The 26,462-nt window shown below is 66.8% G+C and carries 24 protein-coding genes and 1 pseudogene; 16 read left to right on the top strand and 9 right to left on the bottom strand.

The features are described 5' to 3' along the window. The first annotated feature begins 44 nt into the window (after nucleotides 1-44). The 8 genes and pseudogenes from ACG97_RS10335 to ACG97_RS10300 all read left to right on the top strand — a co-directional run bounded on the left by ACG97_RS10335 (nucleotide 45) and on the right by ACG97_RS10300 (nucleotide 8,117). Nucleotides 45-821 (top strand): amino acid ABC transporter permease, encoded by a 777-nt coding sequence (locus ACG97_RS10335; protein ID WP_047967272.1) that lies wholly within the window; start codon nucleotides 45-47, stop codon nucleotides 819-821. 39 nt (nucleotides 822-860) lie between these two features. Beyond that, nucleotides 861-1,871: an isopenicillin N synthase family oxygenase gene (locus ACG97_RS10330; protein WP_047967271.1), complete on the top strand. Its 1,011-nt coding sequence runs from the start codon at nucleotides 861-863 to the stop codon at nucleotides 1,869-1,871. A gap of 232 nt (nucleotides 1,872-2,103) precedes the next feature. Then, on the top strand, nucleotides 2,104-2,598 hold the full coding sequence (locus tag ACG97_RS10325) for a rhodanese-like domain-containing protein (RefSeq protein WP_047967270.1): 495 nt from the start codon (nucleotides 2,104-2,106) through the stop codon (nucleotides 2,596-2,598). Between the two features lie 57 nt (nucleotides 2,599-2,655). Then, entirely contained in the window at nucleotides 2,656-3,588 is a 933-nt protein-coding gene (epsC, locus tag ACG97_RS10320; protein ID WP_369793039.1) for a serine O-acetyltransferase EpsC, read from the top strand. A gap of 45 nt (nucleotides 3,589-3,633) precedes the next feature. Then, nucleotides 3,634-4,566, top strand: coding sequence for a family 2A encapsulin nanocompartment shell protein (locus ACG97_RS10315; protein WP_047967268.1), 933 nt, complete (start codon nucleotides 3,634-3,636; stop codon nucleotides 4,564-4,566). Next, nucleotides 4,541-6,343, top strand: coding sequence for a family 2A encapsulin nanocompartment cargo protein cysteine desulfurase (locus tag ACG97_RS10310; protein ID WP_047967267.1), 1,803 nt, complete (start codon nucleotides 4,541-4,543; stop codon nucleotides 6,341-6,343). Before ACG97_RS10315 ends, ACG97_RS10310 begins: the two co-directional genes overlap by 26 nt. 244 nt (nucleotides 6,344-6,587) lie before the next feature. Then, nucleotides 6,588-6,884 (top strand): annotated as a pseudogene (locus tag ACG97_RS10305) (transposase); the annotation flags it as partial. A 180-nt stretch (nucleotides 6,885-7,064) separates the two neighbouring features. Beyond that, entirely contained in the window at nucleotides 7,065-8,117 is a 1,053-nt protein-coding gene (locus ACG97_RS10300) for an NADP(H)-dependent aldo-keto reductase (protein ID WP_047967266.1), read from the top strand. A 74-nt stretch (nucleotides 8,118-8,191) separates the two neighbouring features. On the opposite strand, the gene ycaC is transcribed toward ACG97_RS10300, so the two are convergent. Beyond that, on the bottom strand, nucleotides 8,192-8,818 hold the full coding sequence (ycaC, locus tag ACG97_RS10295) for an isochorismate family cysteine hydrolase YcaC (protein WP_047967265.1): 627 nt from the start codon (nucleotides 8,816-8,818) through the stop codon (nucleotides 8,192-8,194). Between the two features lie 329 nt (nucleotides 8,819-9,147). Between ycaC and ACG97_RS10290 the strand changes: the two genes are divergently transcribed. Next, entirely contained in the window at nucleotides 9,148-10,287 is a 1,140-nt protein-coding gene (locus tag ACG97_RS10290; protein WP_202902746.1) for an HD domain-containing phosphohydrolase, read from the top strand. A 131-nt stretch (nucleotides 10,288-10,418) separates the two neighbouring features. Here ACG97_RS10290 and ACG97_RS10285 read toward each other — a convergent pair whose 3' ends face one another. Both ACG97_RS10285 and ACG97_RS10280 read right to left on the bottom strand, forming a co-directional pair. Further along, the gene (locus tag ACG97_RS10285; protein WP_047967264.1) at nucleotides 10,419-11,054 is read right to left on the bottom strand and encodes a peroxiredoxin; all 636 of its coding nucleotides are present in this window, start codon (nucleotides 11,052-11,054) and stop codon (nucleotides 10,419-10,421) included. Between the two features lie 122 nt (nucleotides 11,055-11,176). Next, on the bottom strand, nucleotides 11,177-12,013 hold the full coding sequence (locus ACG97_RS10280) for an EAL domain-containing protein (RefSeq protein WP_082133721.1): 837 nt from the start codon (nucleotides 12,011-12,013) through the stop codon (nucleotides 11,177-11,179). Nucleotides 12,014-12,375: 362 nt separating this feature from the next. Between ACG97_RS10280 and tauA the strand changes: the two genes are divergently transcribed. From tauA to ACG97_RS10255, 5 genes are all read left to right on the top strand, one after another. Next, a complete protein-coding gene (gene tauA / locus ACG97_RS10275) occupies nucleotides 12,376-13,359 on the top strand; it encodes a taurine ABC transporter substrate-binding protein (RefSeq protein WP_047967262.1) in 984 nt (327 codons plus the stop codon). A gap of 12 nt (nucleotides 13,360-13,371) precedes the next feature. Then, nucleotides 13,372-14,154 carry a taurine ABC transporter ATP-binding subunit gene (gene tauB / locus ACG97_RS10270; protein ID WP_047967261.1) on the top strand — a complete coding sequence of 261 codons (783 nt, stop codon included), beginning with the start codon at nucleotides 13,372-13,374 and terminating at the stop codon, nucleotides 14,152-14,154. Continuing rightward, nucleotides 14,154-15,014 carry a taurine ABC transporter permease TauC gene (tauC, locus tag ACG97_RS10265; protein ID WP_082133720.1) on the top strand — a complete coding sequence of 287 codons (861 nt, stop codon included), beginning with the start codon at nucleotides 14,154-14,156 and terminating at the stop codon, nucleotides 15,012-15,014. Before tauB ends, tauC begins: the two co-directional genes overlap by 1 nt. Nucleotides 15,015-15,027: 13 nt before the next feature. Beyond that, a complete protein-coding gene (gene tauD / locus ACG97_RS10260) occupies nucleotides 15,028-15,861 on the top strand; it encodes a taurine dioxygenase (RefSeq protein ID WP_047967260.1) in 834 nt (277 codons plus the stop codon). 192 nt (nucleotides 15,862-16,053) lie between these two features. Further along, nucleotides 16,054-17,052 (top strand): sulfate ABC transporter substrate-binding protein, encoded by a 999-nt coding sequence (locus ACG97_RS10255; RefSeq protein ID WP_047967259.1) that lies wholly within the window; start codon nucleotides 16,054-16,056, stop codon nucleotides 17,050-17,052. A gap of 230 nt (nucleotides 17,053-17,282) precedes the next feature. Here the strand turns inward: ACG97_RS10255 and ACG97_RS10250 are convergent, their stop codons facing one another. Then, nucleotides 17,283-18,176, bottom strand: a complete 894-nt coding sequence (locus tag ACG97_RS10250; RefSeq protein ID WP_047967258.1) for a LysR family transcriptional regulator — start codon at nucleotides 18,174-18,176, stop codon at nucleotides 17,283-17,285. 97 nt (nucleotides 18,177-18,273) lie between these two features. On the opposite strand from ACG97_RS10250, the gene ACG97_RS10245 reads away from it, so the two are divergent. After that, nucleotides 18,274-19,476, top strand: a complete 1,203-nt coding sequence (locus ACG97_RS10245; protein WP_047967257.1) for an MFS transporter — start codon at nucleotides 18,274-18,276, stop codon at nucleotides 19,474-19,476. Between the two features lie 106 nt (nucleotides 19,477-19,582). On the opposite strand, the gene ACG97_RS10240 is transcribed toward ACG97_RS10245, so the two are convergent. From ACG97_RS10240 to ACG97_RS10225, 4 genes are all read right to left on the bottom strand, one after another. Beyond that, nucleotides 19,583-20,263 carry a Crp/Fnr family transcriptional regulator gene (locus ACG97_RS10240; RefSeq protein WP_047967256.1) on the bottom strand — a complete coding sequence of 227 codons (681 nt, stop codon included), beginning with the start codon at nucleotides 20,261-20,263 and terminating at the stop codon, nucleotides 19,583-19,585. Between the two features lie 200 nt (nucleotides 20,264-20,463). After that, entirely contained in the window at nucleotides 20,464-22,011 is a 1,548-nt protein-coding gene (locus tag ACG97_RS10235; RefSeq protein ID WP_047967255.1) for a nitrite reductase, read from the bottom strand. After that, nucleotides 22,008-23,219, bottom strand: a complete 1,212-nt coding sequence (nirJ, locus tag ACG97_RS10230; protein WP_047967254.1) for a heme d1 biosynthesis radical SAM protein NirJ — start codon at nucleotides 23,217-23,219, stop codon at nucleotides 22,008-22,010. The genes ACG97_RS10235 and nirJ overlap by 4 nt, the downstream gene beginning before the upstream one ends. Before the next feature lie 98 nt (nucleotides 23,220-23,317). Beyond that, a complete protein-coding gene (locus ACG97_RS10225; RefSeq protein ID WP_047967253.1) occupies nucleotides 23,318-23,536 on the bottom strand; it encodes a hypothetical protein in 219 nt (72 codons plus the stop codon). A gap of 337 nt (nucleotides 23,537-23,873) precedes the next feature. Here ACG97_RS10225 and ACG97_RS10220 point away from each other — a divergent pair, with 337 nt between their 5' ends. Further along, nucleotides 23,874-24,746, top strand: coding sequence for an EamA family transporter (locus ACG97_RS10220; protein WP_047967252.1), 873 nt, complete (start codon nucleotides 23,874-23,876; stop codon nucleotides 24,744-24,746). Nucleotides 24,747-24,963: 217 nt separating this feature from the next. Here the strand turns inward: ACG97_RS10220 and ACG97_RS10215 are convergent, their stop codons facing one another. Next, nucleotides 24,964-26,361: a GGDEF domain-containing protein gene (locus ACG97_RS10215; protein ID WP_047967304.1), complete on the bottom strand. Its 1,398-nt coding sequence runs from the start codon at nucleotides 26,359-26,361 to the stop codon at nucleotides 24,964-24,966. Between the last annotated feature and the right edge of the window lie 101 nt (nucleotides 26,362-26,462).

The raw sequence follows: 26,462 nt of genomic DNA, 5'->3' as shown, positions 1-26,462 counted from the left end.
ATCGCCACCGCGGTCAGCACCGGCCTTACCCGTCGTGCCTACTCATGAACATGGAAAACCGCTTCCGGCTGCAAGTCAGTCTGGTGATCTTGCTGCTGCTGGGCCTGCTGGCCTGGTTTGCCGCCGCCTTCGGGCTGGACTACCGCTTCGCGCTGGAAAAACTGCCGCTGCTGCTGGGCCTGCAACTGAATCCGGAGGGGCTGCTGCAAGGCGTACCGCTCACCGTGCTGCTGTGCCTGGTGTCCACCTTGCTGGCGCTGGTAATCGGCCTGGCGTCGGCCCTTGGACGGCTGTCGCGCAACCCCTTGCTGTACGGACTGGCGACCTTCTACAACTCGTTTTTCAAGGGAACGCCGCTGCTGGTGCAGATCCTGCTGATCTATCTGGGGCTGCCGCAGCTGGGCATCGTGCCGGACGCCATTCCGGCCGGGATTACCGCGCTGACGCTGTGCTACGGCGCCTATCTCAGCGAGGTGCTGCGCGCCGCCATCCTGTCCATTCCGCGCGGACAGTGGGAAGCGGGCAAGGCGCTGGGCATGTCATCGCGCGCCATCCTGCGCTTTGTCGTGCTGCCGCAGGCAATGCGGGTAGCGGTGCCGCCGGCGTTTTCCCTGTTCATTTCCATGTTGAAGGATTCGTCATTGGTGTCGGTGATGGGGCTGTGGGAAATCATGTTCCTGTCCCAGAGCTATGGCCGCTCGTCGTACCGCTACATGGAAATGCTGCTCTCGGCGGCACTGATCTACTGGCTGCTGTCGGTAGTGCTCGAAGTCTTCCAGCACAGACTGGAAACCAGGATGGCCGCTTCCAGCAGAAGCTGACCTCCGCCCCATAACAACCATGAATGCCAGGAGTTCCCCGTGAACAAAACTACCCTTCCGCAACTTGACCTGTCCGCCTTCCATGCCGGTGGCGACCAACGCGCCGCCTTCCTGCGCGAACTGAAAGCCGCCGCGCGCGAGGTCGGTTTCTTCTACCTCAAGAGCCACGGCGTGTCCGACAGCCTGCAACAGCAGGTGCTCGACATCTCGCGCCAGTTCTTTTCCCTGCCGGCGGCCGCCAAGCAGCGCGTGGCGATGGTCAACTCACCGCATTTTCGCGGCTATACCCGCGCCGGCGGCGAGCTGACGCGGGGACAGGCCGACTGGCGCGAGCAGTTCGATGTGATGCGCGAAACCCCGCTGCGCAAGCTGCACTACGGCGAGCAGCCGTGGCTGCGCCTGCACGGCCCCAACCAGTGGCCGGCCGAACTGCCGCAGATGCGGGACATCATCCTGCGCTGGCAGGACAGTCTGACCGAGGTCACCACCACCTTGCTGCGCGCCTTTGCCATCGCGCTGGAGCAAGCGGATGACGTGTTCGACCACACCATCGCCGATGGCCCGTTCCAGCACCTGAAACTGATCCGCTACCCGGGACGCGACCATACCGACAGCGAGCAAGGCGTCGGTGCGCACAAGGACGCCGGTTATCTGACGCTGGTGCTGCAGGGTGACCAGCCGGGGCTGGAAGTGCTGCTCGGCGACGAGTGGGTGCTGGCGACCCCGGTTGCAGGCACCTTCGTGGTGAATATCGGCGAGCTGCTGGAGCTGGCCTCCAACGGCTACCTCAAGGCGACGCTGCATCGCGTGGTCACGCCGCCGGCCGGCGCCGACCGGCTGTCCAGCGCCTTCTTCATGGCGGCGCAACTGGATGCCAACGTACCGCTGCTGACGCTGCCGGCACACCTGGCCGCCGAAGCCCGCGGCCCGGCCAGCGATCCGCACAATCCGCTGTTCTACCAGGTTGGCCGCAACGTGCTGAAGGGCCGCCTGCGCTCGCACGTGGATGTGGCCAATGCCCACTACGGCGAGCTGGAGCCAGCCTTGTAGTACCGCGCGATCAGCAAGCAGACGCCCCACCGGCAACACGGCCGTGCGGCGTGGATCGACACCTCGCCCCCCCCAAAGCCGCCACCTTGCTGGCGGCTTTTCCTATGCGGATTTCCGGCAAAGCATTGCACCCGGCCACCCGATATTCAAATCGGATTTTCTTGGTTAGTCACCGCGAACGGCAACCGTATAGTGGTTCCACCCCGGCAACACGGCTCACCAGGAAATTGTCATGCCAGAGAACCCAACACCCCTTACCCCCTCCGCCGCCAGCGCGCCGGATGCCGCGCTGCTGCTGGCCACCGCCCGCGAGCGGGCGCAGGCCGCCGGACTCGATTACGCCGGCTGCCTGTACCCGCAGGAAGCGTGGTCGCTGGTCGAGGCCGGCGTCGCGCGGCTGGTCGATGTGCGCACCGTGGAAGAGCGCAAGTTTGTCGGCCACGTGCCCGGCTCGCTGCACGTGGCGTGGCAAAGCGGTACCGCGCTGCTCAGGAACCCGCGCTTCCTGCGCGAGCTGGAAAACAAGGCCGGCGGCAAGGACAGCGTGATCGTGCTGCTGTGCCGCAGCGGCAAGCGCTCCGCCGCCGCCGCCGAGGCGGCCACCCGCGCCGGCTTCAGCCAGGTATTCAACGTGCTGGAAGGCTTCGAAGGTGATCTGGACGAACAGAACCGCCGTGGCGATGTCGGCGGCTGGCGTCACCACCGCCTGCCGTGGCAGCAAGACTAGCAAGACCCTTTTACTGGAGCGGCTTACATGAATGATCGTGCCAAAAGCTGGCTGAACCTGGCCAGTCATCAACAGAGCTGGGGCATCGAGAGCATCGTGCGCGAGCTGCGCAGCGCCCGCCAGGCCTGGCGCCAGGCCCACGGCCGCACCCGCGAGCTGGGCGGACGCGAGTTCCCGGCGCGCGATGCGCTGCGCGACATCGCCAACGCGCTGTGCGGCGTGCTGTTTCCGATGCGGCTGGGGCCGCCGGAGCTGAGCGAAAGCAGCGAAGACTTTTACGTCGGCCACACCCTGGCGCAGGCACTGGACGCGCTGGTCAGGCAGCTGCAGCTGGAGCTGAGCTACTCGGCGCGGCTGCAGGGACTGAGCGATAGCCGCAGCGAAACGCAGGCGGTGGCCATTGCCAAGGGCCTGGCCACCGCGCTGCCCGCGCTGCGCCGCGTGCTGGATGCCGACGTGCACGCCGCCTACCTCGGCGATCCGGCGGCACGCAGCGTGGACGAGGTGCTGCTGTGCTACCCCGGCATCACCGCCATCATCTACCACCGTCTGGCGCACTACCTGTACCGCGCCGGCGTGCCGCTGGTGGCGCGCATTCTGGCCGAAATCGCGCACTCGGAAACCGGCATCGACATCCACCCCGGCGCACAGATCGGCAAGGGCTTTTTCATCGACCACGGCACCGGTGTGGTGATCGGCGAAACCGCCGTCATCGGCGAGCGGGTGCGGCTGTACCAGGCGGTGACGCTCGGCGCCAAACGCTTTAACAGCGACGCCTACGGCAAGCTGGAAAAAGGCCAGCCGCGCCACCCGATCGTGGAAGACGACGTGGTGATCTACGCCGGCGCCACCCTGCTGGGGCGCATCACCATCGGCCAGGGCGCCACCATCGGCGGCAATGTCTGGCTCACCCGCGACGTGCTGCCCGGCAGCCACATTACCCAGGCCAACAACCAGAACATCACCGGCACGCAGCATCTCGCCCGCTAGCCGCCACCCTTTTTTACCGCAACCAACGCCACACAAGGAACCATCATGGCCGAACATCAGGATGCCCAACTGGCACTGGGCGACAACGCCGCCCGCCAGCTGGCGAACGCCACCAAGACCGTCCCGCAACTGTCCACCATCAGCCCGCGCTGGCTGGTACACCTGCTGCAGTGGACGCCGGTCGAGGCCGGCATCTTCCGCCTCAACCGCGTGAAAAACGCGGGCAATATGCGTGTCGCGTGCTCGCAGCGCGACGAAGCCGAGCTGCCGCAAACCTTCGTCGACTACGAAGACCAGCCGCGCGAGCTGTTCCTGAACGCAGTCACCACGGTGCTGGACGTGCACACCCGCGTCTCCGACCTGTACAGCAGCCCACACGACCAGATCAAGGAACAGCTGCGCCTGACCATCGAGACCATCAAGGAGCGCCAGGAATCCGAGCTGATCAACAACCCGGAATACGGCCTGCTGGCCAATGTGGACGACACGCAGCGCCTCAGCACCCTCACCGGCGCGCCGACGCCGGACGACTTTGACGAGCTGCTGACCAAGGTGTGGAAAGAGCCGGGTTTCTTCCTGGCCCACCCGCTGGCGATTGCCGCCTTCGGCCGCGAGTGCACCCGCCGTGGCGTGCCGCCGCCGACCGTCAGCCTGTTCGGCTCGCAGTTCATCACCTGGCGCGGCGTGCCGATCATCCCGTCGGACAAGCTGCCGATCGACGAAAACGGCAAGACCAAGATCCTGCTCTTGCGCGTCGGCGACAAGCGCCAGGGCGTGGTCGGCCTGTACCAGCCGGGCGTGGCCGGCGAACAGAGCCCGGGGCTGTCGGTGCGCTTCATGGGCATCAACCGCAACGCCATCGCCTCCTACCTGATTTCGCTGTATTGCTCGCTGGCGGTGCTGACCGAAGACGCACTGGCGGTGCTCGAAGACGTGGAGATTGGCAAGTACCATGACTATCCAGACACTTACAAGTAAGCCCGACGGCCTGCCGGATGCGGGCGAGCTGGCGCGGCTGGCCAACGCCTTCTTCAGCAGCCTGCCCGGCCAGACACCGGCGGACAGCGGCATACCGACCCCGCCGGCCAGCGCGGCCCAGCCGGCGATCCAGCCGCTGACGGCCACCATGCCGGCAGCCCCGGCCGGTGGCGGCCTGCGCGATCCGGCGGCCTACGCCGTGCCGGAAGGCTATGCGGCCAACGTGCCACAGCTGGCCGCAGCGCAGCCGTCGGCGCCGACGGCAGGCGGCGCACCGGCCTCGTCACCGTACTACTTCGTGAGCGAGGGCGGCCGCTACGGCGAGCTGGCCGGCACCACCCAGGCCGCGCCGCTGCCCGGCGTGGACGACCGCGTCACTGCACAGTCGTTCGGCCTGCCCGGCGAGGACGTGCTGCGCGCATTGCTGGCCGGCGACAGCCGCCAGCAGCCTGCCGCACCGGCGCCCGCTGCCGCCCCCGCCAGCAGCCAGTTCTATTTCCTGGAACCGGCAGTGAAGCTGGACAAGGCACCGGACTTCGACCGCCACGTCGCCAGCCGCCAGCACGGCTTTGACGTCAACGCCATCCGCCGCGACTTCCCGATTCTGGCGGAGCGCGTCAACGGCAAGCCGCTGATCTGGCTGGACAACGCCGCCACCACGCACAAGCCGCAGTCGGTGATCGACCGGCTGGCCTATTTCTACCAGCACGAGAACTCCAACATCCACCGCGCGGCGCACGAGCTGGCCGCCCGCGCCACCGACGCCTACGAAGCCGCCCGCAACAAGGTGGCGCGCTTCATCGGCGCGGCCACGCCCGAAGAGATCATCTTTGTGCGCGGCGCCACCGAGGCGATCAACCTGGTGGCCAACACCTGGGGGCGGCAGAACATCGGCGCCGGTGACGAGATCATCGTCTCCAACTTGGAGCACCACGCCAACATCGTGCCGTGGCAGCAGCTGGCGGCCAGCGTCGGCGCACGCATCCGCGTGATTCCGGTGGATGACAGCGGCCAGATCCTGCTCGACGAGTACCGTCAGCTCTTGAACAGCCGCACCAGGCTGGTGGCCATCACCCAGGTGTCCAACGCGCTGGGCACGGTCACCCCGGTGGCCGAGGTCATCGCACTGGCGCACGCCGCCGGGGCGCGGGTGCTGGTGGACGGCGCGCAGTCGGTATCGCACCTGCGCGTCAACGTGCAGGCGCTGGACGCGGACTTCTTCGTGTTCTCCGGGCACAAGGTGTTCGCGCCGACCGGCATCGGCGTGGTGTACGGCAAGGCGGCGCTGCTGGACGCGATGCCGCCGTGGCAGGGTGGCGGCAATATGATTGCCGACGTCACTTTCGAGAAGACGCTGTACCAGCCGGCGCCCAACAAGTTCGAGGCCGGTACCGGCAACATCGCCGACGCGGTGGGGCTGGGCGCCGCCATCGACTACGTGGAGCGCATCGGCCTGGACAACATCGCCCGCTACGAGCACGACCTGCTGGTCTACGCCACCCGCGGCCTGCAGAGCGTGCCGGGGCTACGCCTGATCGGCACCGCCGAGCACAAGGCCAGCGTGCTGTCCTTCGTGCTGCCCGGCTACCGCACCGAGGAAATCGGCCGCGCGCTGAACCAGCAAGGCATCGCGGTGCGCTCCGGCCACCACTGCGCGCAGCCGATCCTGCGCCGTTTCGGGCTGGAGGCGACGGTGCGGCCATCGCTGGCGTTCTACAACACCTGCGAGGAGATCGACACGCTGGTGGCGGTGGTGCAGCAACTGGCCAAGCGCTGAGTTTGACCGGGTAGCACCCCAGGTTGGCCGCAACGGGATTGCGGCCAACCTTTTTTATTTAATGACCGGCACCGCCAATTAATCCTGGCAATCAAATATCAATACCTGCTAATGAACAATCCGGCATTCATTCGAAATTAATATGATTTAAATAAAAAACCGGCGGCAATTAATATGGTGTTTCCAAATACAGGAGTCACCCCCATGGGCTTTGTTGCACAAATCGGCGCTTGTGTACGTCTGACTCGATAAAGACATGAACTGGCTGGCACCCGCCACTGGCAAGCGTGGACATCAGCCAACCTTCGCCGATGCCGCCATTCAGTTCTGTCTCACCATCAAATGCCTCTTTGGTATGGCACTGCTGCAAGCGACAGGCATGCTCGAAAGCCTGCTTCGCCTGGTTGGGCTCGACTGGGCCGTTCCCGACTTCAGCACGTTTTCCCGCCGGCAGAAAGACCTGCAGGTTCGCATCCCGGTACAGAAGAAGCCGGGTTGTCTGCACCTTCTGGTGGACAGCACCGGCATCGGAAAAAGTGGCGTGGCTACCATCGGCGTAGCCTGGTCGAAACGAAGATGCACGGCTTCAAATGACTGGCAGGCCGGGTCAAGTCGCGGGACTTTGACCGGCAGGCAGCGCCGCGCCTGATCCTGGCGCTGGCCCCGGCCGTGCCACTGTGGCACCGTAACGTCACCACCCAACCACAAGGCAACCCTAACCATGGAATTCCGACCACTCGGCCGCAGCGGCATCCACGTCAGCCTGATCTCGCTGGGCACCATGACCTGGGGCGAACAGAACAGCGAAGCCGACGCCCACAGCCAGCTGGATCTGGCGCTGGAACGCGGCATCAACCTGATCGACACCGCCGAGATGTACCCGGTGCCCCCCAAGGCCGACACCCAAGGGCTTACCGAAAGCCATATCGGCAGCTGGCTGGCCAAGGGCGGCCGGCGCGAGCGCATCGTGCTGGCCACCAAGGCGGCGGGGCCGAGCAGCGACCCGAAACGCCCCGGCCATATCCGCGACGGCAAGGTGCACTTCGACCGCGCCAACCTGACCCAGGCGCTGCACGACAGCCTGCGCCGGCTGCAGACCGATCATGTCGACCTGTACCAGCTGCACTGGCCGGACCGCAGCACCAACTACTTCGGCCAGCTGGGCTACCCGTGGCAGGACGATGCGCCGGGCAGCGTCGCCATCGAGGAAACCCTGCGTGTGCTGCAGGATTTCGTCGCCGCCGGCAAGGTGCGCGCCATCGGCGTCTCCAACGAAACGCCGTGGGGTCTGGCGCAGTTCCTGGCGCTGGCCGAGCGTCATGATCTGCCGCGCGTGGCCAGCATCCAGAACCCGTACAGCCTGCTCAACCGCAGCTATGAAGTGGGACTGGCCGAGTTCAGCCACCGCGAACAGGTGGGGCTGCTGGCCTACTCGCCGCTGGCCTTCGGCGTGCTGTCCGGCAAATACCTGGACGGCGCCCAGCCGCAGGGCGCGCGGCTGACGCTGTTCGACCGCTTCACCCGCTACACCAACCCGCAGGCGGAAGCGGCCACCGCGCGCTACGTGGCGCTGGCGCGTGAGCGCGGGCTGTCGCCGGCACAGCTGGCGCTGGCCTACGTCAACAGCCGGCCGTTCGTGACCAGCAACATCATCGGCGCCACCACGCTGGCGCAGCTGGAGGAAAACATTGCCAGCGCCGAACTGACGCTGGATGCGGCAACGTTGGCCGCCATCGACGCCATCCACCAGGCGATTCCCAACCCGGCGCCCTGAGCCATCCGGCGCGCGGGGCGGCGACCGCGCTACGCACGACAAGGGTCACCGCAAGGTGGCCCTTGTCGTATGGCCTACTTGCCGGCGCTCAGCGTGGTGTAGCTGGTGATCAGGTTGCGGTAGTCCGGGATGTGGTTCGAGAACAGCGTGCCCAGGCCCTCGATGTCGTTGCGCCAGTCACGATGCAGCTCGCAGGCCACGCCGAACCAGGTCATCAGCTGGGCGCCCGCCTGCGACATGCGCGCCCAGGCGGCCTGGCGGGTGAGGTCGTTGAAGGTGCCGGAGGCATCGGTGACCACGAACACCTCGTAGCCTGCTTCGAGCGCCGACAGCGCCGGGAAGGCGACGCACACTTCGGTCACCACCCCGGCCAAGATCAGCTGCCGCTTGCCGGTGGCCTTGACCGCCTGCACAAAGTCGGCGTTGTCCCAGGCATTGATCTGGCCGGGACGGGCAATGTACGGCGCATCCGGAAACTGCGCCTTCAGCTCCGGCACCAGCGGGCCGTTGGGGCCGCTTTCGAAACTGGTGGTCAGGATGGTCGGCAGCTTGAAGTACCGGGCCAGATCGCCCAGTGCCAGCACGTTGTTCTTGAACTTGTCGGGGTCGATATCGCGCACCAGCGACAGCAGGCCGGCCTGGTGATCCACCAGCAGCACGGCAGCGTTGTCCTTGTCCAGGCGTTGGTAGGGAGTGGTCATCGCATTCTCCTTCGGGCATCGAAATCGCCGGACGCGGCCGGCGCGGTGGGGAAACACGCGGCGCAGCAGCCGGCCTCCTGTGGCCGGCGGATGCGGGGAATGTCTGTGTTCAGGATAGTCGGCTCTGTCGCGGCCGCCAGCGGGTCTGCGCTGCCGGCGGCACCATTGCCAGCGTGCCGTGCCGCTACCGGCGGCCGTCTGCCCACACGCGTCGGATCGCAGATAAAACCACGCTGGAATGGATTAGGGATGGCTTGCAGCCGTGATGCGTATTAAGGTAGCGCTGACCCCCGCCCTGTTGTGACGTTAACCCTTGAAAGCCAGTCTTGATGACCGTAACCCCGCAGTTCCTGATGATGGCCCTGAATCTTCACGACGACACGCTCAGCCAGCGTCTCCACGAGTTGCACGACCGCCTGCTGGAAACGGTGCCGGTGGTCGATCGCATCGCCTGTGCGCTGTATGACGAGAACGACGACGTACTCAAGACCTTCATCAACAGCACCCGCGCGGGCAAGGCCATCACCAGTTACGAATACAAGCTGTCCGACAGCCACGCGCTGAGCGCCCTGGCCGCCAGCGGCGAATTCCGCGTGCTCGACAACATCGAGCACGCGCTGCTGTCCGATACCGTGCACAGCACCTGGCTGCGCGAGCAGGGTTACCGCTCGTCGTTCACGGTGCCCTTCTACGACGGCGGCAGCCTCGCCGGTTTCGTGTTCTTCGATTCGATGCAGGCGGCGGCCTTCAAGCCGCAGGTGCAGCGCGATCTGGTGCTGTATACCAGCCTGATCAGCATGGCGATTGCGAGCGAGCTGTCCGCCGTGCGCTCGGTACTGGAGGCGACGCGGGTGGCCCGCGAGCTGGCCGAGGTGCGCGATTTTGAAACCGGCTCCCACCTGGAGCGCATGGCACGCTACTCGCGCGTGATTGCCCGGGCCGTCGCGCCGCGCTACGGCCGCAATGACGAGTTCGTGGAGTGCGTGTACCTGTTTTCGTCGCTGCACGATATCGGCAAGATCGGCATCCCCGACAAGGTGCTGCTCAAGCCGGGCCGGCTCGATCCGGCCGAGCGCGCCATCATGGAAACCCATGTCGACAAGGGGATACAGATCATCGACCGCATCGTGGGCACCGGTACGCACCAGCGCCTGCCGGACTCCACCATCCTGCGCAACATCGTGCACTGCCATCACGAATACCTCGATGGCTCCGGCTATCCGCGGCAGCTGCGACAGGACGCCATCCCGCTGGAGGCCCGCATCGTGACCGTGGCCGACATCTTCGATGCGCTGACGGCGATCCGGCCGTACAAGCCGGTCTGGTCGCCGAACAATGCGCTGGCCGAGCTGGAGCGCATGGTTCAGGCCGGCAAGCTGGATGCCGACTGCGTGCAGGCACTCCACGACCACCGGGACCAGATCATGGCGATCCACGAGCGCTACGCCGATATCGACGCCGTGTCCTGAGCCGTGGCGCAGCGGGCGCTGTCACCACGGCCAGCGGGCAAAAAAAACGGCCGGGCTGACAAGCCCGGCCAACAAAAGCCCAAGAGGAGAAAACGCAGAGACAACAAGTAAAGCCACCACAAAAAAACGGATCAGCCCGGCTGCGGCGTCAGGCGCAGATAGGGTCGCAGCGCGCGATAACCGTTGGGGAATTTCTGCCGGATCAGGTCTTCATCCTGCAGCGACGGCACGATCACCACCTCGTCGCCCTGCTGCCAGTTGGCCGGCGTCGCCACGCTGTGGTATTCGGTCAGCTGCAGCGAATCGATCACCCGCAGCAGCTCGTTGAAATTGCGGCCGGTACTGGCCGGATAGGTCAGCGTCAGGCGGATCTTCTTCGCCGGATCGATCACGAACACCGAACGCACGGTATGGGTGCTGCTGGCGTTGGGGTGGATCAGGTCGTACAGCTCGGACACCTTGCGGTCGGCATCGGCAAGGATCGGGAAATTCACCGTGGTGCCTTGCGTGTCGTTGATGTCCTCGATCCACGCCAGATGCGACGCCACCGGATCGACCGACAGCGCGATCACCTTCACGTTGCGCCGGGCAAACTCGTCCTTCAGCTTGGCGGTCAGTCCCAGCTCGGTGGTGCACACCGGGGTAAAGTCGGCCGGATGCGAAAACAGCACGCCCCAGCTGTTACCCAGCCAGTCATGAAAACGGATGTTGCCGTCGCTGGACGCCTGTTCAAAGTCGGGGGCGATGTCGCCAAGACGCAGTGTCATAGAAGCTCCTGATGCAAGAGTGGCTGCGTGTCATCACGCGATGAGGCCACTATAGGCAGCCGGCCGGCGCCAGGGAACCAAGCAAAAGTGCATTGCTTATCCGGCGCGCGCTGCATTGCATATCAGGCCGGCGCCAGCCGCTGCGACACCAGCTGCCCGGCGTAATAGCGCGCCTGCATCTGCTGCGCCATGGCCAGCATGTTGTCGCACACGATTTCCTCCACCCCCAGCGCGAAGCCCTGCGCCACCAGCTGCGGCATCAGCGCCAGCAGCTGGTCGCGCACCTGCGGATACATCACGGCGCGGCGCATGAAGCGCGGCGACAGGCAGACAAAATCCGGCTCCAGCCGCCACAGCCGCGACAAGTCGTGCTCGCTGTCGCCAAAGCCGCCCAGCCCCACCAGATGGCCTTGCTCGCGGTAGCGGCGCACCAGCGCCACCCCCAGCTCGGAGGTGGGCTGGTTGATGAACAGCAGGAACATCACCTGCCGGCTGGCCAGCCCCAGCTGCGCCAGCAGTGCCGTGGTGAAGTCGATGATGCGGTCGCTGAAGGCGTGGCAGATGCGCGGATCGAGATCGATGCGCAGCGGCAGTGCGACATCGTTGCGCCCCAGGTGATTGAGCAGGTGCAGCACGCGGATCAGCTTCAGCAGCGACACGGTCTTGCTTTCGCCGTAGTTCAGCGCGAACAGCCAGTTGGCCGGCAGGTTCTGGCCGAAGCGGCCGTGAATGCGCAGCCGCGCCGCGTAGTGCGCCCGCTGCGGGGCCGCGTCGTAGAAGCTGGCCACCGGGAAGAACTCGCTGGTCAGCCACCAGCCGTCAAAGCAGGCAAACACCTCGCGCTCGTTCCAGTGCAATTGCGCGGGATACGGCAAGGCGGCCAGCAGTTGCTGACAACCGCTTAATTGTTGCGGGTTAAATCCCGCCGGAAAACCCTTCGACTGCTTGAAGCGTTTCATGGCCAATATTCATCAGTAATAGCAGAGCGCACTTTACCTGCCAATTCGCTGCCACTTTATAGATAAAACCGATATCGCCATCTGCTTTATTCACAACGCCACCCGCCATTTAATTACCGAATTAGCGCCGCTAACAAAACCTCGCAGAGCACCTAAACCAAGGCGCGCCGACGCAGACAGTACAATGAGTACGGCAAGGAGGCGCAACGCAGGATCAGGGGTTTTGTTAGTGGCGCTTATTCATTTAACCGATAAATACCGCATCCGGTGCTGAATATAAGGTGCAGCTTTTGTTATTTCCCCGTCCGCCGGTTTCTCTTTTTAATGGTGTCATTGCAAACGATACACCACTGGAGATTGCCATGACCCGCCCCGCCCTCGTTTCCCTGTTTGTGTCGCTGGCCTTTGTTGCCGGCACCGCCGTTGCCGATGACGGTGTCACCATCGCGTTCCAGACCGGCGTCGACCCGTCCAAGGTGGCGCAGGCCGACGGCGACTACGAAAAAGCCACCGGCAAGAAGATCAACTGGCGCAAGTTCGAGAGCGGCGCCGAGGTGATCGCCGCGGTGGCCTCCGGCGACGTGCCGATCGGCAATATCGGCTCCAGCCCGCTGGCCGCCGCCGCCAGCCGCGGCCTGCCGATCCAGACCTTCCTCGTCACCGGCGTGATCGGCGAATCCGAGGCGCTGGTGGTGCGCAACGGCAGCGGCATCAGCAAGCCGGCCGATCTGGTCGGCAAGAAGATCGCGGTGCCGTACGTGTCCACCACCCACTACAGCCTGCTGGCGGCACTGAAGCACTGGAAGGTGGATGCCGGCAAGGTCACCATCCTCAACCTGCGCCCCAGCGAAATCGCCGCCGCCTGGCAGCGTGGCGACATCGACGGCGCCTATGTGTGGGAGCCGGCACTGGGTAAGGTGCGCGCCAGCGGCAAGGTGCTGACCAGCTCGGCCGAAGTCGGCAAATGGGGCGCGCCGACCTACGACCTGTGGATCGTGCGCCAGGACTTCGCCGCCAGGAATCCGGATTTCCTCAAGCAGTTCGTGAGCGTCACCGGCAAGGTGTTCGAGCGCTACAACAAGGACCCGAAAGGTTTCGCCAGCAATGCGGCCAACGTGGCGAAGATCGCCCGCCTCACCGGCAGCAAGCCGGAGGAAGTCAGCGCGCTGCTGCCGAGCAATATCTACCCGTCGCTGGCCGAGCAGAGCAAGCTGCTGCAACAGCCGCTGGTGAAGGCGGTCGGCGATACCGCCGCCTTCCTCAAGTCGCAGGGCAAGGTCGACAGCCTGCAGCCGAGCTACACGCCCTACGTCACCAACCAGTTCATCAACGCCGCGCTGCGCTAGACGGAGCCGACCATGAGCCTGCTACAAGTCGACAAGCTTGGCGTCACCTACCCCGGCCAGTCGCAGCCGGCACTGCATCAGGTGTCGCTGAGCCTCGCGCGTGACGAACTGCTGGTGGCGCTGGGGCCGTCCGGTTGCGGCAAGAGCACGCTGCTGGGGGTGCTGGCCGGTTTCATCGCGCCCAGCCAGGGCCGGGTGCTGTTTGCCGGCCAGCCGGTGACGGCACCGGGAGTGGAGCGCGCGGTGGTGTTCCAGCATGACGCGCTGCTGCCGTGGCTGAACGTGCACGACAACGTCGCCTTCGGTCTCAAGCTGCAGGGGGCGGACGCGGCGGCGCGCGAGCGCATCGTCGCCGACACCCTGCGCCTGGTCGGGCTGGCCGATGTCGCCGGCAAGCGCACCTGGCAGCTGTCCGGCGGCATGCGCCAGCGCGTCGGCATCGCCCGCGCGCTGGCCAGCCGCTCGCAGGTGCTGCTGCTGGACGAGCCGTTCGGCGCGCTGGACGCGTTCACCCGCGAGCAGATGCAGCAGTTGCTGCTGCGCGTGTGGCAGCAGTCGCAGCGCGGCGTGTTCCTGATCACCCACGACATTGAGGAGGCGCTGTTCCTCGCCACCGAGCTGATGCTGATGTCGCCGGGGCCGGGGCGCATCGTGCAGCGCTTGCGGCCAACCTTTAACCAGCGCTACCGCGCCGGCGAGGACGTGCGCGCCATCAAGTCCGATCCGGCATTCATCGCACTGCGCGAATCGCTGCTGCACAGCCTGTTCCGGCAAGGTCACGAGGAGGCCGCCTGATGCCCACCACCCCACCCGCCCTGATCGCGGTGCCCGACACCCTCGACTTCGGCAATCCGCCTGGCCCGCCCGCCCCGACCGGCCGCCGCTGGCAGCCGCAAGCGGCGCACTGGGCCGCGCTCAGCATCGCCAGCCTGCTGCTGCTGTGGTGGGCGCTCACCGCCAGCGGGCTGATTGCGCCGCTGTTCCTGCCGCCGCCGCAAGCGGTGCTGGCCAAGTTCGGCGAGCTGCTGGCCGGCGGCTACATGGACGCCACCCTGCCGCAGCACCTGCTGGCCAGCCTGCAACGCATGCTGCTGGCGCTGCTGGCGGCGGTCGTCGTCGGCATCCCGCTGGGCATCGTCATCGGCGTGTTTCCGCTGGCGCGACACCTGCTCGATCCGGTGATCGAGTTCTACCGCCCGCTGCCGCCGCTGGCCTACCTGCCGCTGATCGTGATCTGGTTCGGCATCGGCGAATTGTCCAAGGTGCTGCTGATCTTTCTCGCCATCCTGGCGCCGGTGCTGATCGCCACCGCCCACGGCGTCGCCAGCGTCAGCCAGCTGCGGCGACAGGCGGCGCTGTCGCTGGGCGCCAGCCGCTGGCAGCTGCTGCGCCACGTGATCCTGCCCGGCGCGCTACCGGAGATCATCACCGGCGTGCGCATCGGCCTCGGCGCCGGCTGGTCGACCCTGGTGGCGGCAGAGCTGATCGCCGCCACCCGCGGGCTGGGTTTCATGATCCAGTCCGCCGCGCAGTTCCTGGTCACCGACGTGGTGGTGCTCGGCATCATCGTCATCGCGCTGGTCGCCTTCGCGCTGGAGCTGGGCCTGCGCCGGCTGCAGCAGCGCCTTACCCCGTGGCACGGCCAACACCATTGAAAGGATTACCGTCATGAGTCTGCACTTCACCCGCCTCAGCCCGGCACTGGGCGCCATCGTCAGCGGCATCGACCTGGCACAGCCGCTGGACAGCGCACGGCAACAGGCGCTCAGCGCCGCGCTGCTGCAACACCAGGTGCTGTTTTTCCGGAATCAGGATCTCAGCCCGCAGCAGCAGCGCGATTTCGCCGCCTGGTTCGGCGACCTGCACATCCATCCGCTGTACCCGAAAATCGCGGACACGCCGCAGATCATGGTGCTGGACACCGCGCTGAACGACCTGCGCGACAACGCCATCTGGCACACCGACGTCACCTTCATCGACACCCCGCCGCTGGGCTCGGTGCTGGTGGCACGGCAGCTGCCGGAATACGGCGGCGACACGCTGTGGGCCAGCGGCACCGCCGCCTACGCCGCGCTGTCGCCGCGTCTGCAGCAACTGCTGGACGGGCTGACCGCGACGCACGACTTCACCAAGTCGTTCCCGCTGGAGCGCTTCGGCCACACGCCGGAGGCGCTGGCCAATTACGAGGCCACCCGCCGCAGCACGCCGCCGGTGAACCATCCGGTGATCCGCACCCACCCGGTGAGTGGCGACAAGGCGCTGTTCGTCAGCGACGGTTTCACCACCCGCATCAACGAGCTGCCGCCGGCGGAGAGCGACGCGCTGCTGGCGTTTCTGTTTGCCCACTTTGCCAAGCCCGAATTCAGCGTGCGCTGGCGCTGGCAGCCGGGTGACATCGCGTTCTGGGACAACCGCGTCACCCAGCACTACGCGGTGGACGACTACCGCCCGGCGCACCGCATCATGCACCGCGCCACCATCCTCGGCGACAAGCCGTTCTGAACGGCCACGCAGCACAACACAGGCCGGCCTGCGGGCGCGGCCTGTGTTGCGTTGTCGCCGCCACAACGTTGGCCGCAGCGGGCCCGCCCCGGCGTCGGCCGCCAGCGCTGATTAGCTTGTGAATTTTGCTTGGTTCACCGCCGCCGGCCGCCCCCGGACAATGACAGTCACATTCAACACCGGGGTGCACCCATGAAACTGAAACCACTTGCCGGCGCGCTGCTGTTTGCCAGCCTGCTGAGCCAAACGGCCATGGCCGATGTCAGCCTGCTCAACGTGTCCTACGACCCGACGCGCGAGCTGTACCAGGAGTTCAACGCCGCCTTCGCCAAGCACTGGCAGGCGCAAACCGGTGAAACCGTCAGCGTCAAGCAGTCGCACGGCGGCTCCGGCAAGCAGGCGCGCTCGGTGATCGACGGGCTGGAGGCGGACGTGGTGACGCTGGCGCTGTCCAACGACATTGACGAACTGCACCAGAATGGCGCGCTGGTGCCGGCCAACTGGCAAAGCCGCCTGCCACACAACAGCACGCCGTACACCTCCACCATCGTGCTGCTGGTGCGCAAGGGCAACCCGAAAGCCATCCGCGACTGGAACGACCTGGCCCGCCCCGGGGTAGAGGTCATCGCCCCCAATCCGAAAACCGGTGGCGGCGCACGCTGGAATTACCTGGCGGCGTGGGGCTACGCGCTGCAACAGCCCGGCGGCAACGATGCCAGTGCCCGCGCGCTGGTGCAGAAGATCTACCGCAACGTGAAGGTGCTGGATTCCGGCGCCCGCGGCTCGCTGGTCACCTTCTCGCAGCGCGGCATCGGCGACGTGCTGATCTCGTGGGAAAACGAGGCCTTCCTCGCCAGCAAGGAGCTGGGGCCGGACAAGTTCGACATCGTGGTGCCGTCGGTGTCGATCCTGGCCGAGCCGCCGGTGAGCGTGGTGGACAAGGTGGTCGACAAGCGCGGCACGCGCAAGATGGCGGAGGCCTACCTGCGCTACCTGTACAGCCCGCTGGGGCAGGAGCTGGCGGCGCAGAACTACTACCGCCCGCGCGACGCCAAGGTGGCCGCCAAGTACGCCGCCCAGTTCAGCAAGGTGAGGCTGTTCACCATCGACCGGGTGTTCGGCGGCTGGGCCCGCGCGCAGAAAACCCACTTTGACGATGGCGCGATCTTCGACCAGATCATCAGCCGTTGAGGCCGCCGCCGCGCCGGAGCAGGCACCGTTCCCGGCCCGGCGCGTGCCCCATTACACCGGCAACACCGCGGCCCAGCGCTGCTGCCTGGCTTGCCGCCACGCAGCAGCGTGACCGGGCCTCCCGACGCAGCGAAGCTGCCGTGTCTCGCACCAAGGTTGGCCGCAGCCCGGCGGGCCGCGCGCGGCAGCTGCCATGTCGGACGGTAACACCACCGCCGGCGCTGACCGTCCTAGCTGCGCTGCAGCGGCAGCTGCCGGGCCAGATAGTCGACCAGGCACGCCACCCGCGGTGCCAGCTGCCCCTGCTTGTAGAACACCGCCCAGACCTGCTGCCGCCACGGCAGCACCTCGGCCGCCAGCACCGACTGCAGCCGGCCTGCACGCAGATCGTCGCCGACCAGAAAATCGGCGAGACAGGCAATGCCGGCGCCGGCCAGCGCCAGATGGCGCAGCGTCTCGCCGCTGCTGGCGCTCAGCGCCGGTTCGACCGGCCAGCCGTGCTGCCCCGCCTGTGCCAGCGGCCACACATTCAGCGCCGCCGGACTGCTGAAACCGAGCAGGCGGTGCTGCGCCAGCGCCGCGGCCTGTGTCGGCTGGCCGCAGCGCTGCAGGTAGTCCGGCGCCGCCACCAGCCGCAACGGGCTGCTGCCGAGCAGGCGCGCGTTGAGGGTGGAATCCGCCAGCGCACCGACGCGGATGGCGACATCGGCCCCCTCCTCGATCAGGTCGACAATCGCTTCTGCTCCGGTCAGCTCCAGCCGGATCTGCGGGTAGGCGGCCAGGAAGCCGGGCACCAGCGGCGCCAGCAGATGGTTCAGCACCGGGCTGGCGGCATTGACGCGCACCACGCCCGCCGGTACGGCAGCACTGGCCTGCAGCCGCGCCTCGGTGTCGCCCAGGCGCGCCAGGATGTCGCGGGCGCGCTCCAGCAGCCAGCGCCCTTCTTCGGTCAGCTCCAGCCGGCGCGTGGTGCGTGTGATCAGGCGCACCCCCAGCTGCGCCTCCAGCCGCGACAGGGTGCGGCTGATGCCGGACGGCGTCTGCTGCAGCCGGGCCGCGGCGGCGGAAAAAGAGCCGCCATCTATGATGGCGACAAAGGCAATCAGCGCATCGGTGGCAATCATTATTGACTCCCAGTCAAAAGTATTTGCCAGTAGAGACGGTTTTTCCGCAGCTGGCAAGCGGTGACAATCGCCGCACACCCACCAACCGGAGCACATCATGCCTCTTGCCCTGTGGGCGCTGACGCTCAGCGCCTTTGCCATCGGCACCACCGAATTTGTCATTGTCGGGCTGATCCCGACCATTGCCGCCAACCTGCAGGTATCGCTGCCTTCCGCCGGCCTGCTGGTCAGCCTGTACGCGCTGGGGGTGGCCATCGGCGCACCGGTACTCACCGCGCTGAGCAGCCGCTTGCCGCGCAAGCCACTGCTACTGGGACTGATGGCGCTGTTTACCATCGGCAACCTGGTGGCGTGGCAGGCGCCGGGCTACCAGGCACTGATGGCCGCCCGCGTGCTGACCGGTCTGGCGCACGGCGTGTTCTTCTCCATCGGCGCCACCATCGCCACCAGCCTGGTGGCCAAGGACAAGGCGGCCAGCGCGATTGCACTGATGTTCTCCGGCCTGACCGTGGCACTGGTCAGCGGCGTGCCGCTGGGTACCTGGATCGGCCAGCACTTTGGCTGGCAGAGCACCTTTCTGGCGGTGTCGCTGCTGGGGGTGATCGCCTTTGTCGGCAGCCTGCTGCTGATCCCGCGCAACATCACCACCCCGGCGGCCGGCGGCCTGCTCGCCCAGCTGGCGGTGCTGGGCCGGCCACGGCTGCTGCTGGTGTACGCGATGACGGCGCTGGGCTATGGCGGTTCCTTCATCGCCTTTACCTACCTCGCACCGATCCTGCAGCAGGTCAGCGGCTACGCGCCGTCCAGTGTCGGACTGGTCATGCTGGTGTACGGTGTGTCGGTGGCATTCGGCAATATCTGGGGCGGGCGGCTGGCCGACCGGCACGGGCCGGTGCGCGCGCTGCAGGTCATCTTCCTGCTGCTGGCGCTGGTGCTGCTGGTGCTGACCTTTACCGCCAGCTCGCCATGGCTGGTGCTGCTGACGGTGCTGGCCTGGGGTGCGGTGGCGTTCGGCAATGTCGCCGGCCTGCAGGTGTACGTGGTGCAGCAGGCGGAGCGCGAAACACCGCATGCGGTGGACGTGGCCTCCGGGCTCAACATCGCCGCCTTCAATGTCGGCATCGCCGGCGGCGCCTGGGGCGGCGGCCTGATCGTGAGCAAGCTGGGCTTGCTGGCCACGCCGTGGATCGGCGCGCTGGTGGTGCTGGGCGCGGTGGGGCTGACCAGCTGGTCCGGGCACCTGGATCGCCGCGCCGGCATCGGGCCACGGCCGCTGGCGTCGCCTCTTCACGGACACTGAAATCCGGCGACGGCACGGCAAGGTTGGCCGCAATGCCAACACCGCCCCGGCCGCTACGGCGGGGGCGGTGTGCCCAGTGCAAATTCAGTACGACGGTGCGCCCGGCTCAGGCAAAGCCGAAGTCGCGCAGCGCCTCCAGGTCCTTCAGCACGATATCGCGACCGCGCACCTCGATCAGGCCCTCGTCCGCCAGCTGGTGCAGCACGCGGGAGAAGGTTTCCGGCGTCAGGTTCAGCCGGGACGCGATCAGGTTCTTGTTGACCGGCAGGTGCACCACCGAGCCGCTGCTGGCGTCGTCTTCCACCTGCAGCAGGTAGCCGACCACGCGTTGCACCGCGCTCTCCACCGAGTAGCGTTCCACGTCGCGCACCAGGCTGTGCAGGCGCAACGACAGTCCGGCCAGCATGCGCTGGGCAAAGGCCGGATCCTGCGCGATGGCGCCGAAGATCACCTCGGCGCTGACATGCAGCAGCAGGCCGTCCTCGACAAACTGCGCCATCACCGGGCACGGCCGGCGCAGGAACATCACCGCCTCGGCAAAGCTCTGGCTCGGGTGCAGGATTTCCATCACCTTCTCGGTGCCGTTCTGCGCGGTCAGCGCCAGCTTGACCTTGCCGTACACCACCAGATACATGCCGTCACAGGGATCGCCCTTCTGGAAGATCACCTGCCCCTTCTGGCCGCGCACCTCGCGGGTGCCGGGCACCAGCGCCTCGCGCTGCGCCTCGGACAGCTGCTGGAACAGTGGCTGATGCTGCAAAAAGGTCCGAATATCAATCTGGTTCATTGCTGTTTTCCTGCGGATGTCGCACCCGCCCGTAAGGGATGGCGCAAGGCTACGCGCAGCCAGCGCGCGCCACCATGCGCCAAAAGGCGGTGGCACCCTAGCCGAAAGAGCTAGTCGTGCCCCGCCGCCTGCGGCCAACCCTGGCCGGCATGGTCAGCCGTTCGTGGCCGGTGTGGTCGCTGAATCAGGCCTGGCCGGCGCTAATGGCTGGTGCCTTCCGAACGCGTCACCTTGTTGTACACGTTGTACTTGCCGATCGGCTTCATCATCGGCAGCGCGGCCACCTCCCGGAACGTCGCCGCATCGACCACCACCAGCTCGCCCGGCGTTTCCATGATGCTGACCAGCGCGTAGCGGCCGTCGCGGGTGAATTCGACGTGGGCATTGGTCTTGCCCGGCCGCAGCGTCAGCTGGCGCACTACCTGCAGCGTGCGCTTGTCGATGATGGACAGCGTGTCGCGGCGTGGCGACATCATCGCGTCCACCCAGGCGTAGGGTGTGTTTTCGTGGCTGCGCAGGAAAAAACCCGGCCCCGGCGTGGCGATGTTGGCCGCCACCTGCCAGCGGTCCATGTCGATCACCGTCACACGGCCGCCCTTCAGGTTCGGCGTCGCCATGTAGTGATGGCCGTCCTGCTCGAAGGTGATGCCGGAGCCGAGGTGCGGCATGCCATCCAGCGGCAGCGTCGCCACCTTGCTGCGCGCGTCGAGGTTGATCACCTGCGCCTGGCCGTCGCGCGAGGCCGCCATCACGTGGCGATAGCCGCTATCGAAAAAGAAGTCGTCCAGCACCATGGACAGCGGCGTCACCCGCGGATTGAGAAAACCGGACACGGCCAGCCCCTCGCCCATCTGGTAGTCGTGCACCAGGCCGGGATAAATCTTGTCGGCCTGCGGGTTGTAGGAGATCTCCCACAGCTCGGCGGCGTCCTTCAGCGCCACCACGAAGCTGTGCCGCGGCGCGGCGTCGTACACCGCCGACACCCGCGACGCCCTGCCGGCGCGATCCTGCACCGCGATGGTCTTCACCGGCTTCAGGCCGTTGGCGTCGAGCAGCACCAGTGTCTCCGGCAGGGTGTTGCCGGCCAGCACCCAGCGCCCGTCGCCGGACACCGCCACGTTGCGAGTGTTCAGCCCGACGCGGATCTCGGCCACCGGCTGCAGCGTGTACAGGTCGTACTGCGTCACCCAGCCGTCGCGGCTGGCAAAGTAGACAAAGCGGCCGTCGGGCGAGAACTTCGGCCCGCCGTGCAGCGCGAAACGGCTCTTGAAACGGGTGAGCGGCGTGAAGCGGTCGCCGTCCAGTACCGTGACATGGTGATCGCCGGCCTCCACCACCACGAACAGGTTGTGCGGATCGACGTTGGCCGCAAAGCGCGGCCGCGGCGGCAGCTTGGCCGGATCGAGGTATTGAATGCGCGACGCGGCGGTATCCGCCTCGCGCCAGCGCGGTGGCGTCGCCGGCGGGGTGGCCAGCCAGGCGGCCAGCTCGCCGATGTCGGCGTCGGACAGGCGGCCGGCAAAACCGGCCATCTGCGTGGCGGCGCGGCCGTCGCGGATCACCGCCAGCACCTCGGCCGGCTTGATCCGTTCCAGGCTCTGCGGCAGCAGGGCCGGCGCCATCGCGCCCATGCGTTGCGCGCCGTGGCAGCTGAGGCAGTGCTGCTGGTAGAGATCGGCGGGATTGGCGGCGGTGGCCGCCAGCGGCAGGCTGGCGATGGCGGCCAGTAACAGGCTGGCGAGTTTCATCGGCTGCCCTCCGCCTGCGGCACGATGCGCTGCCACGGCGTCAGCTGCGGCAGCGGATAGGCGCCGTCCGCCACGCCGATCTCGGCGTCGCTGAGGTAGCAGGCCGGATCGGAGGCCCAGAAGTCGTCGCTCAACTCCCACGCCCGCACCCGGGTATTGCCGTTGCAGATCGCCAGATGGGCGCAGGCGGCGCAGCGGCCGTGCACCGGTCGCGGTCGCTGCTTGAGGCCGGCCATCAGCGGGTGCGACACGTCCGGCCAGATCTCGGAAAACGGCCGCTCGCGCACATTGCCCAGCGTCACCTTCCACCACATAGTGTCCGGGTGCACATTGCCGAGGTTGTCGATATTGGCGACGTTGACACCGCTGGCGTTGCCGCCCCACTGCGTCAGGCGCTGGCGCAAGGCGTCCAGCTGCTCGGGATAGTGCCGCGCCGCCCACTGCAGCAGGTAGACGCCGTCGGCGTCATTATTGCCGGTGACGAATTCCTTCGCCGTGCCGGCCCGCAGGTGGGCGAGACAGGACTCGATCAGCAGCTCCATCGCCCAGCGCGTGCGCGCGTGGCGGGCGTCGCTGTCGCGGTGCTTATTGCCGCGTCCGGCGTAGTTGAGGTGCGAGAAGTAGAACTTGTCGATGCCTTCGTCGCTCACCAGCTGCAGCAGCGCCGGCAGGTCGTGGGCATTGTCCTCGGTCATGGTATAGCGCACGCCGACCTTCATGCCGGCGTCGCGCGCCAGGCGGATGCCGTTCAGCGCCAGTGCGAAGCCGCCATCGAGGCGGCGGAACTTGTCGTGGGTGGCGCCGATGCCGTCGAGGCTGACGCCGACATAGTCGAAACCGACCTCGGCGATGCGGCCAACGTTGGCCGCATCAATCAGCGTGCCGTTGCTGGACAGGCCGACGTAGAAGCCCATTTCCTTGGCGCGGCGGCCGATGTCGTAGATGTCCGGGCGCAGCAGCGGCTCGCCGCCGGACAGGATCAGTACCGGCACGCCGAAGGCCTTCAGGTCATCCATCACCGTGAACACCTCGGCGGTGCTCAGTTCACCGGCGAAGTCCTTGTCGGCGGAGATGGAGTAGCAGTGCTGGCAGGTCAGGTTACAGCGGCGGATCAGGTTCCAGATCAGCACCGGGCCGCTTGGCTGACGCGGAGGTGCGACGGGAGCGGGTTGCAGCAGGCTTTGCAGGTAGTGGGTGAGACGCAGCATGACAGCCTCCGGCAATGACGATGGCGTCATCGTCGGACTTGTCCCGCCCGCGCTCCTTGACCGCAGTCAAGGCTTGCCGGTCCGGCCGGCAATGCCGCTCAGTGCCGGTGCCAATGCCAGTCCGGACTATGCTGGCTCAGCCACTGTTTCAGGTAGTGGCCGCCGCGCGCGATGCCGATCACGATGCCGGCGCCGGCCAGCGCCGCCAGCAGCAACAGCGGCAACCACGGCTGCGACATGAACAGCACCAGCACGAAGATGGCGGTGAATAAATAGGCGCCGTTATACCAGCCGCGCTGCTTGCGTAAGGATGTCATGATGCGTCCCTCCGCGACCCGCCCCTGCCGCATGGCGGCGGACAGGCCGTTACCGTTTCGCGCCCTGCGGCGCGTGGAACGTGTTCACGATCTCGCGCGCTCACGCGAGACAAGGCGAAAACGGCTGAGGAAGCGGCGTTGATCCGGACATCAGCCAGCATGCCGAAGGCGTTTTCAACGCCGTATCGCCCCCCACTGAGATCAAGTCGCAGCAGATCGTGACCAGGTTCTTACTTCATTGTAGTGCCTGCCGCGCCACGCGCTGGCGCCCGCCGTTCCCAAGCGGCGCGCCATCGCCTATCATCGCCACCCCGTCCCGACATTGCAAAGCCACACCATGCGTCACCTGATCATCGTTACCGTCCTGTGGGCGTTTTCCTTCAGCCTGATCGGCGAATACCTGGCCGGCAAGGTCGACAGCGACTTCGCCGTGCTGCTGCGCGTGCTGATCGCCGCCGCGGTGTTCCTGCCGTTTACCGTCTGGCGCGGACTGCCGGCGCGGCTGGTGGCCGGTTTCTGGCTGGCCGGCGCGCTACAGTTCGGCGTCACCTACCTGTGCCTGTACCGCAGCTTCAGCGTGCTGACCGTGCCGGAGGTGCTGCTGTTCACAGTGCTGACGCCGATCTACGTCACCCTGCTCGACGACGCGCTGGCGCGCCGCTTCAACCGCTGGGCGCTGCTGGCGGCCGCGGTGGCGGTTGGCGGCGGCATCATCATCCGCTTCCAGCCGCTGGAGGGCGAGTACCTGACCGGCTTCCTGCTGCTGCAGTTGGCCAATGCCACCTTTGCCGCCGGCCAGGTGCTGTGCCGCCGCCTGTTGCAGCAATATCCGGTATCGCAGCCGCTGCATCGCTTCTTTGGCCATTTCTTCCTCGGCGCGTTGTTGCTGGCGCTGCCGTCCTACCTGATCTTCGGCAACCCGGAACGTCTGCCGCACACCGCGATGCAGTGGGGGGTGCTGGTGTACATGGGGCTGTTTGCCACCGCGCTGGGCATGTACTGGTGGGTGAAGGGCAGCACCCGCGTCAGCGCCGGCACGCTGGCGATCATGAACGAGCTGCACGTGCCGGCCGGCCTGCTGGTCAACGTGCTGATCTGGAACCGCGACGCCGACCTGCCGCGCCTGGCACTGGGCGGCACGGTGATCCTGGCCTCGCTGTGGGTCAACCGCTGGGGCCGTCAGCGGCTGCCGGCACCCGCCGCCAGCTGAGCGGGTTGCATGAAAACGTTGGCCGCAAGCACCAAGTGCTTGCGGCCAACGTTTTGTCTGGCGCAGCGGTTTACGCTAGCCGGACTCGTGATCCGGACGCTAACGCCGCGCGCTCAGCGCGTTCAGTGCGGGCGTGTCGCCGGCGGACTGCGCCGCACCCTTCATACAGGCGCGGCCAGCGCAGGCTTCAAGCCGCGGCGCGGCATCGCCGTAACGCTCACGCCAGCTGCTGCTCGCGGCCGCCGGCGTCAGGCCAGGCGCTGTCCTGCGGCAGCAGGCGCTGGTCGCCGCCCTTCTTCACCTGGTACATCGCGTCGTCGGCGTGGCGCAGCAGCGCCTGCGCGGTATCGCCGTGCTCCGGATACAGCGCGATGCCGATGCTGGGCAGGATGCGCAGACTGTGGCCGTCGATGGTCAGCGGCTGGTCCAGTGCCCCGCGCAGCTTGTCGGCGGCCGGCTGCGCGTGCTCCGGCTGCTGCAGGCTTTCCAGCAGCACCACGAACTCGTCGCCACCGATGCGCGCCACGGTGTCGGCCTCGCGCACGCACTGCTGCAGCCGCCTGGCCACCGCGTGCAGCAGCTGGTCGCCCACCGCGTGGCCGTGGGTATCGTTGACCTGCTTGAACTTGTCGAGATCGAGATACAGCAGCGCCAGCCGCCCCTGCTCGCGCCGCGCCCGCGCCAGTGCGGTGTGCAGGCGGTCGAACAGCAGGCCGCGGTTGGGCAGCCCGGTCAGCTCGTCGTACTGCGCCATGTACTGCAGCCGCGCGTGCAGCTGGTGACGCTCGATGGCGGTGGCGATCTGGTTGGAGACGAACTGCAGCAGCTCCTTGTCCTTTTCGCCGTAGCGCACGCCACCGCAGTAGCTTTTCAGCACCAGCGCGCCGATGGTGCCCTTGGAGGAATTGAGCGGCACCCCCAGCCAGCACAGCGACTTGCGGCCAACGATCTGGCGCAGGTGCGCCGGGAAGTCGGCCAGCGTTTCCGGGGTCAGCAACAGCGGCTGGCCGCTGCGGATCACCTCGGCGCAGAGCGTGCCGGCGGCCGGCTTGCGCACCACCGGTGACGGTTCCTGCACATCGACGTGGTAGGGAAAGCTCAGCTGATCGCGCTCTGCGTCATACAGCGCCACCGCAAAATTCTGCGCCGGCAGCAGCTCGCCGATGATGTGGTGTATGCGCCGGAACAGTGCCAGCATGTCCTCCGCCGCGTGCGCCGCCTCGGAAATGGCGTACAGCGCCGCCTGCAGCGCGGCCGCCTGTTTCAGCTCGGTCACGTCGCGCGCCACCGCCACGCGCACCTGTTCGCGCTCCGACCAGCGCGCCGACCACATGATGTGCACCACCTGCCCGTCCTTGCGCACGTAGCGGTTCTCGAAGTGGGGCTTGGGCTGGCCGGCCATGATCTGGCTGGCCGTCTGCAGCGTGCGCGGCCGGTCTTCCGGCAACACCAGATCGATCATCGGCTTGCCGATCAGCTCCTCGGGGGCGTAGCCGAAAATGCGTTCGCAGGCGGCGCTGACGAATACGAAACGGCCCTCGGCGTCGACCACGCAGATGGCGTCGAGCATCAGGTCGATGAAATTGCCCAGCGGCGCGCAGGTGTTGGTTTCCATATCGGCAAGCATACCGGCAATTGATATTGGCGGGCAGTGCCTGCAAACCATTCATGCATCTGTACTGCCGCTGACTGCAGTGTTGGCGATAGCCGTGACAA

The organism is Vogesella sp. EB, from assembly GCF_001037925.1.
GTDB classification, from domain to species: Bacteria; Pseudomonadota; Gammaproteobacteria; order Burkholderiales; family Chromobacteriaceae; genus Vogesella; species Vogesella indigofera.
The sequence above is the reverse complement of the archived record's forward strand: the minus strand, read 5'-3'. Positions and strand labels throughout refer to the sequence as shown.

Bases quoted from the DNA above. Each gene is read 5' to 3' on its own strand.
- tauA (WP_047967262.1), top strand. From the start codon at position 12,376: ATGACCCGCCCCGCCCTCGTTTCCCTGTTTGTGTCGCTGGCCTTTGTT.
- nirJ (WP_047967254.1), bottom strand. From the start codon at position 23,219: ATGCTGCGTCTCACCCACTACCTGCAAAGCCTGCTGCAACCCGCTCCC.
- ACG97_RS10245 (WP_047967257.1), top strand. From the start codon at position 18,274: ATGCCTCTTGCCCTGTGGGCGCTGACGCTCAGCGCCTTTGCCATCGGC.
- ACG97_RS10335 (WP_047967272.1), top strand. From the start codon at position 45: ATGAACATGGAAAACCGCTTCCGGCTGCAAGTCAGTCTGGTGATCTTG.
- ACG97_RS10315 (WP_047967268.1), top strand. From the start codon at position 3,634: ATGGCCGAACATCAGGATGCCCAACTGGCACTGGGCGACAACGCCGCC.
- ycaC (WP_047967265.1), bottom strand. From the start codon at position 8,818: ATGACCACTCCCTACCAACGCCTGGACAAGGACAACGCTGCCGTGCTG.
- ACG97_RS10310 (WP_047967267.1), top strand. From the start codon at position 4,541: ATGACTATCCAGACACTTACAAGTAAGCCCGACGGCCTGCCGGATGCG.
- ACG97_RS10255 (WP_047967259.1), top strand. From the start codon at position 16,054: ATGAAACTGAAACCACTTGCCGGCGCGCTGCTGTTTGCCAGCCTGCTG.
- ACG97_RS10240 (WP_047967256.1), bottom strand. From the start codon at position 20,263: ATGAACCAGATTGATATTCGGACCTTTTTGCAGCATCAGCCACTGTTC.
- ACG97_RS10290 (WP_202902746.1), top strand. From the start codon at position 9,148: ATGACCGTAACCCCGCAGTTCCTGATGATGGCCCTGAATCTTCACGAC.
- ACG97_RS10285 (WP_047967264.1), bottom strand. From the start codon at position 11,054: ATGACACTGCGTCTTGGCGACATCGCCCCCGACTTTGAACAGGCGTCC.
- ACG97_RS10235 (WP_047967255.1), bottom strand. From the start codon at position 22,011: ATGAAACTCGCCAGCCTGTTACTGGCCGCCATCGCCAGCCTGCCGCTG.
- ACG97_RS10280 (WP_082133721.1), bottom strand. From the start codon at position 12,013: ATGAAACGCTTCAAGCAGTCGAAGGGTTTTCCGGCGGGATTTAACCCG.
- ACG97_RS10325 (WP_047967270.1), top strand. From the start codon at position 2,104: ATGCCAGAGAACCCAACACCCCTTACCCCCTCCGCCGCCAGCGCGCCG.
- tauD (WP_047967260.1), top strand. From the start codon at position 15,028: ATGAGTCTGCACTTCACCCGCCTCAGCCCGGCACTGGGCGCCATCGTC.
- tauC (WP_082133720.1), top strand. From the start codon at position 14,154: ATGCCCACCACCCCACCCGCCCTGATCGCGGTGCCCGACACCCTCGAC.
- tauB (WP_047967261.1), top strand. From the start codon at position 13,372: ATGAGCCTGCTACAAGTCGACAAGCTTGGCGTCACCTACCCCGGCCAG.
- ACG97_RS10220 (WP_047967252.1), top strand. From the start codon at position 23,874: ATGCGTCACCTGATCATCGTTACCGTCCTGTGGGCGTTTTCCTTCAGC.
- ACG97_RS10225 (WP_047967253.1), bottom strand. From the start codon at position 23,536: ATGACATCCTTACGCAAGCAGCGCGGCTGGTATAACGGCGCCTATTTA.
- ACG97_RS10215 (WP_047967304.1), bottom strand. From the start codon at position 26,361: ATGGAAACCAACACCTGCGCGCCGCTGGGCAATTTCATCGACCTGATG.
- ACG97_RS10300 (WP_047967266.1), top strand. From the start codon at position 7,065: ATGGAATTCCGACCACTCGGCCGCAGCGGCATCCACGTCAGCCTGATC.
- ACG97_RS10250 (WP_047967258.1), bottom strand. From the start codon at position 18,176: ATGATTGCCACCGATGCGCTGATTGCCTTTGTCGCCATCATAGATGGC.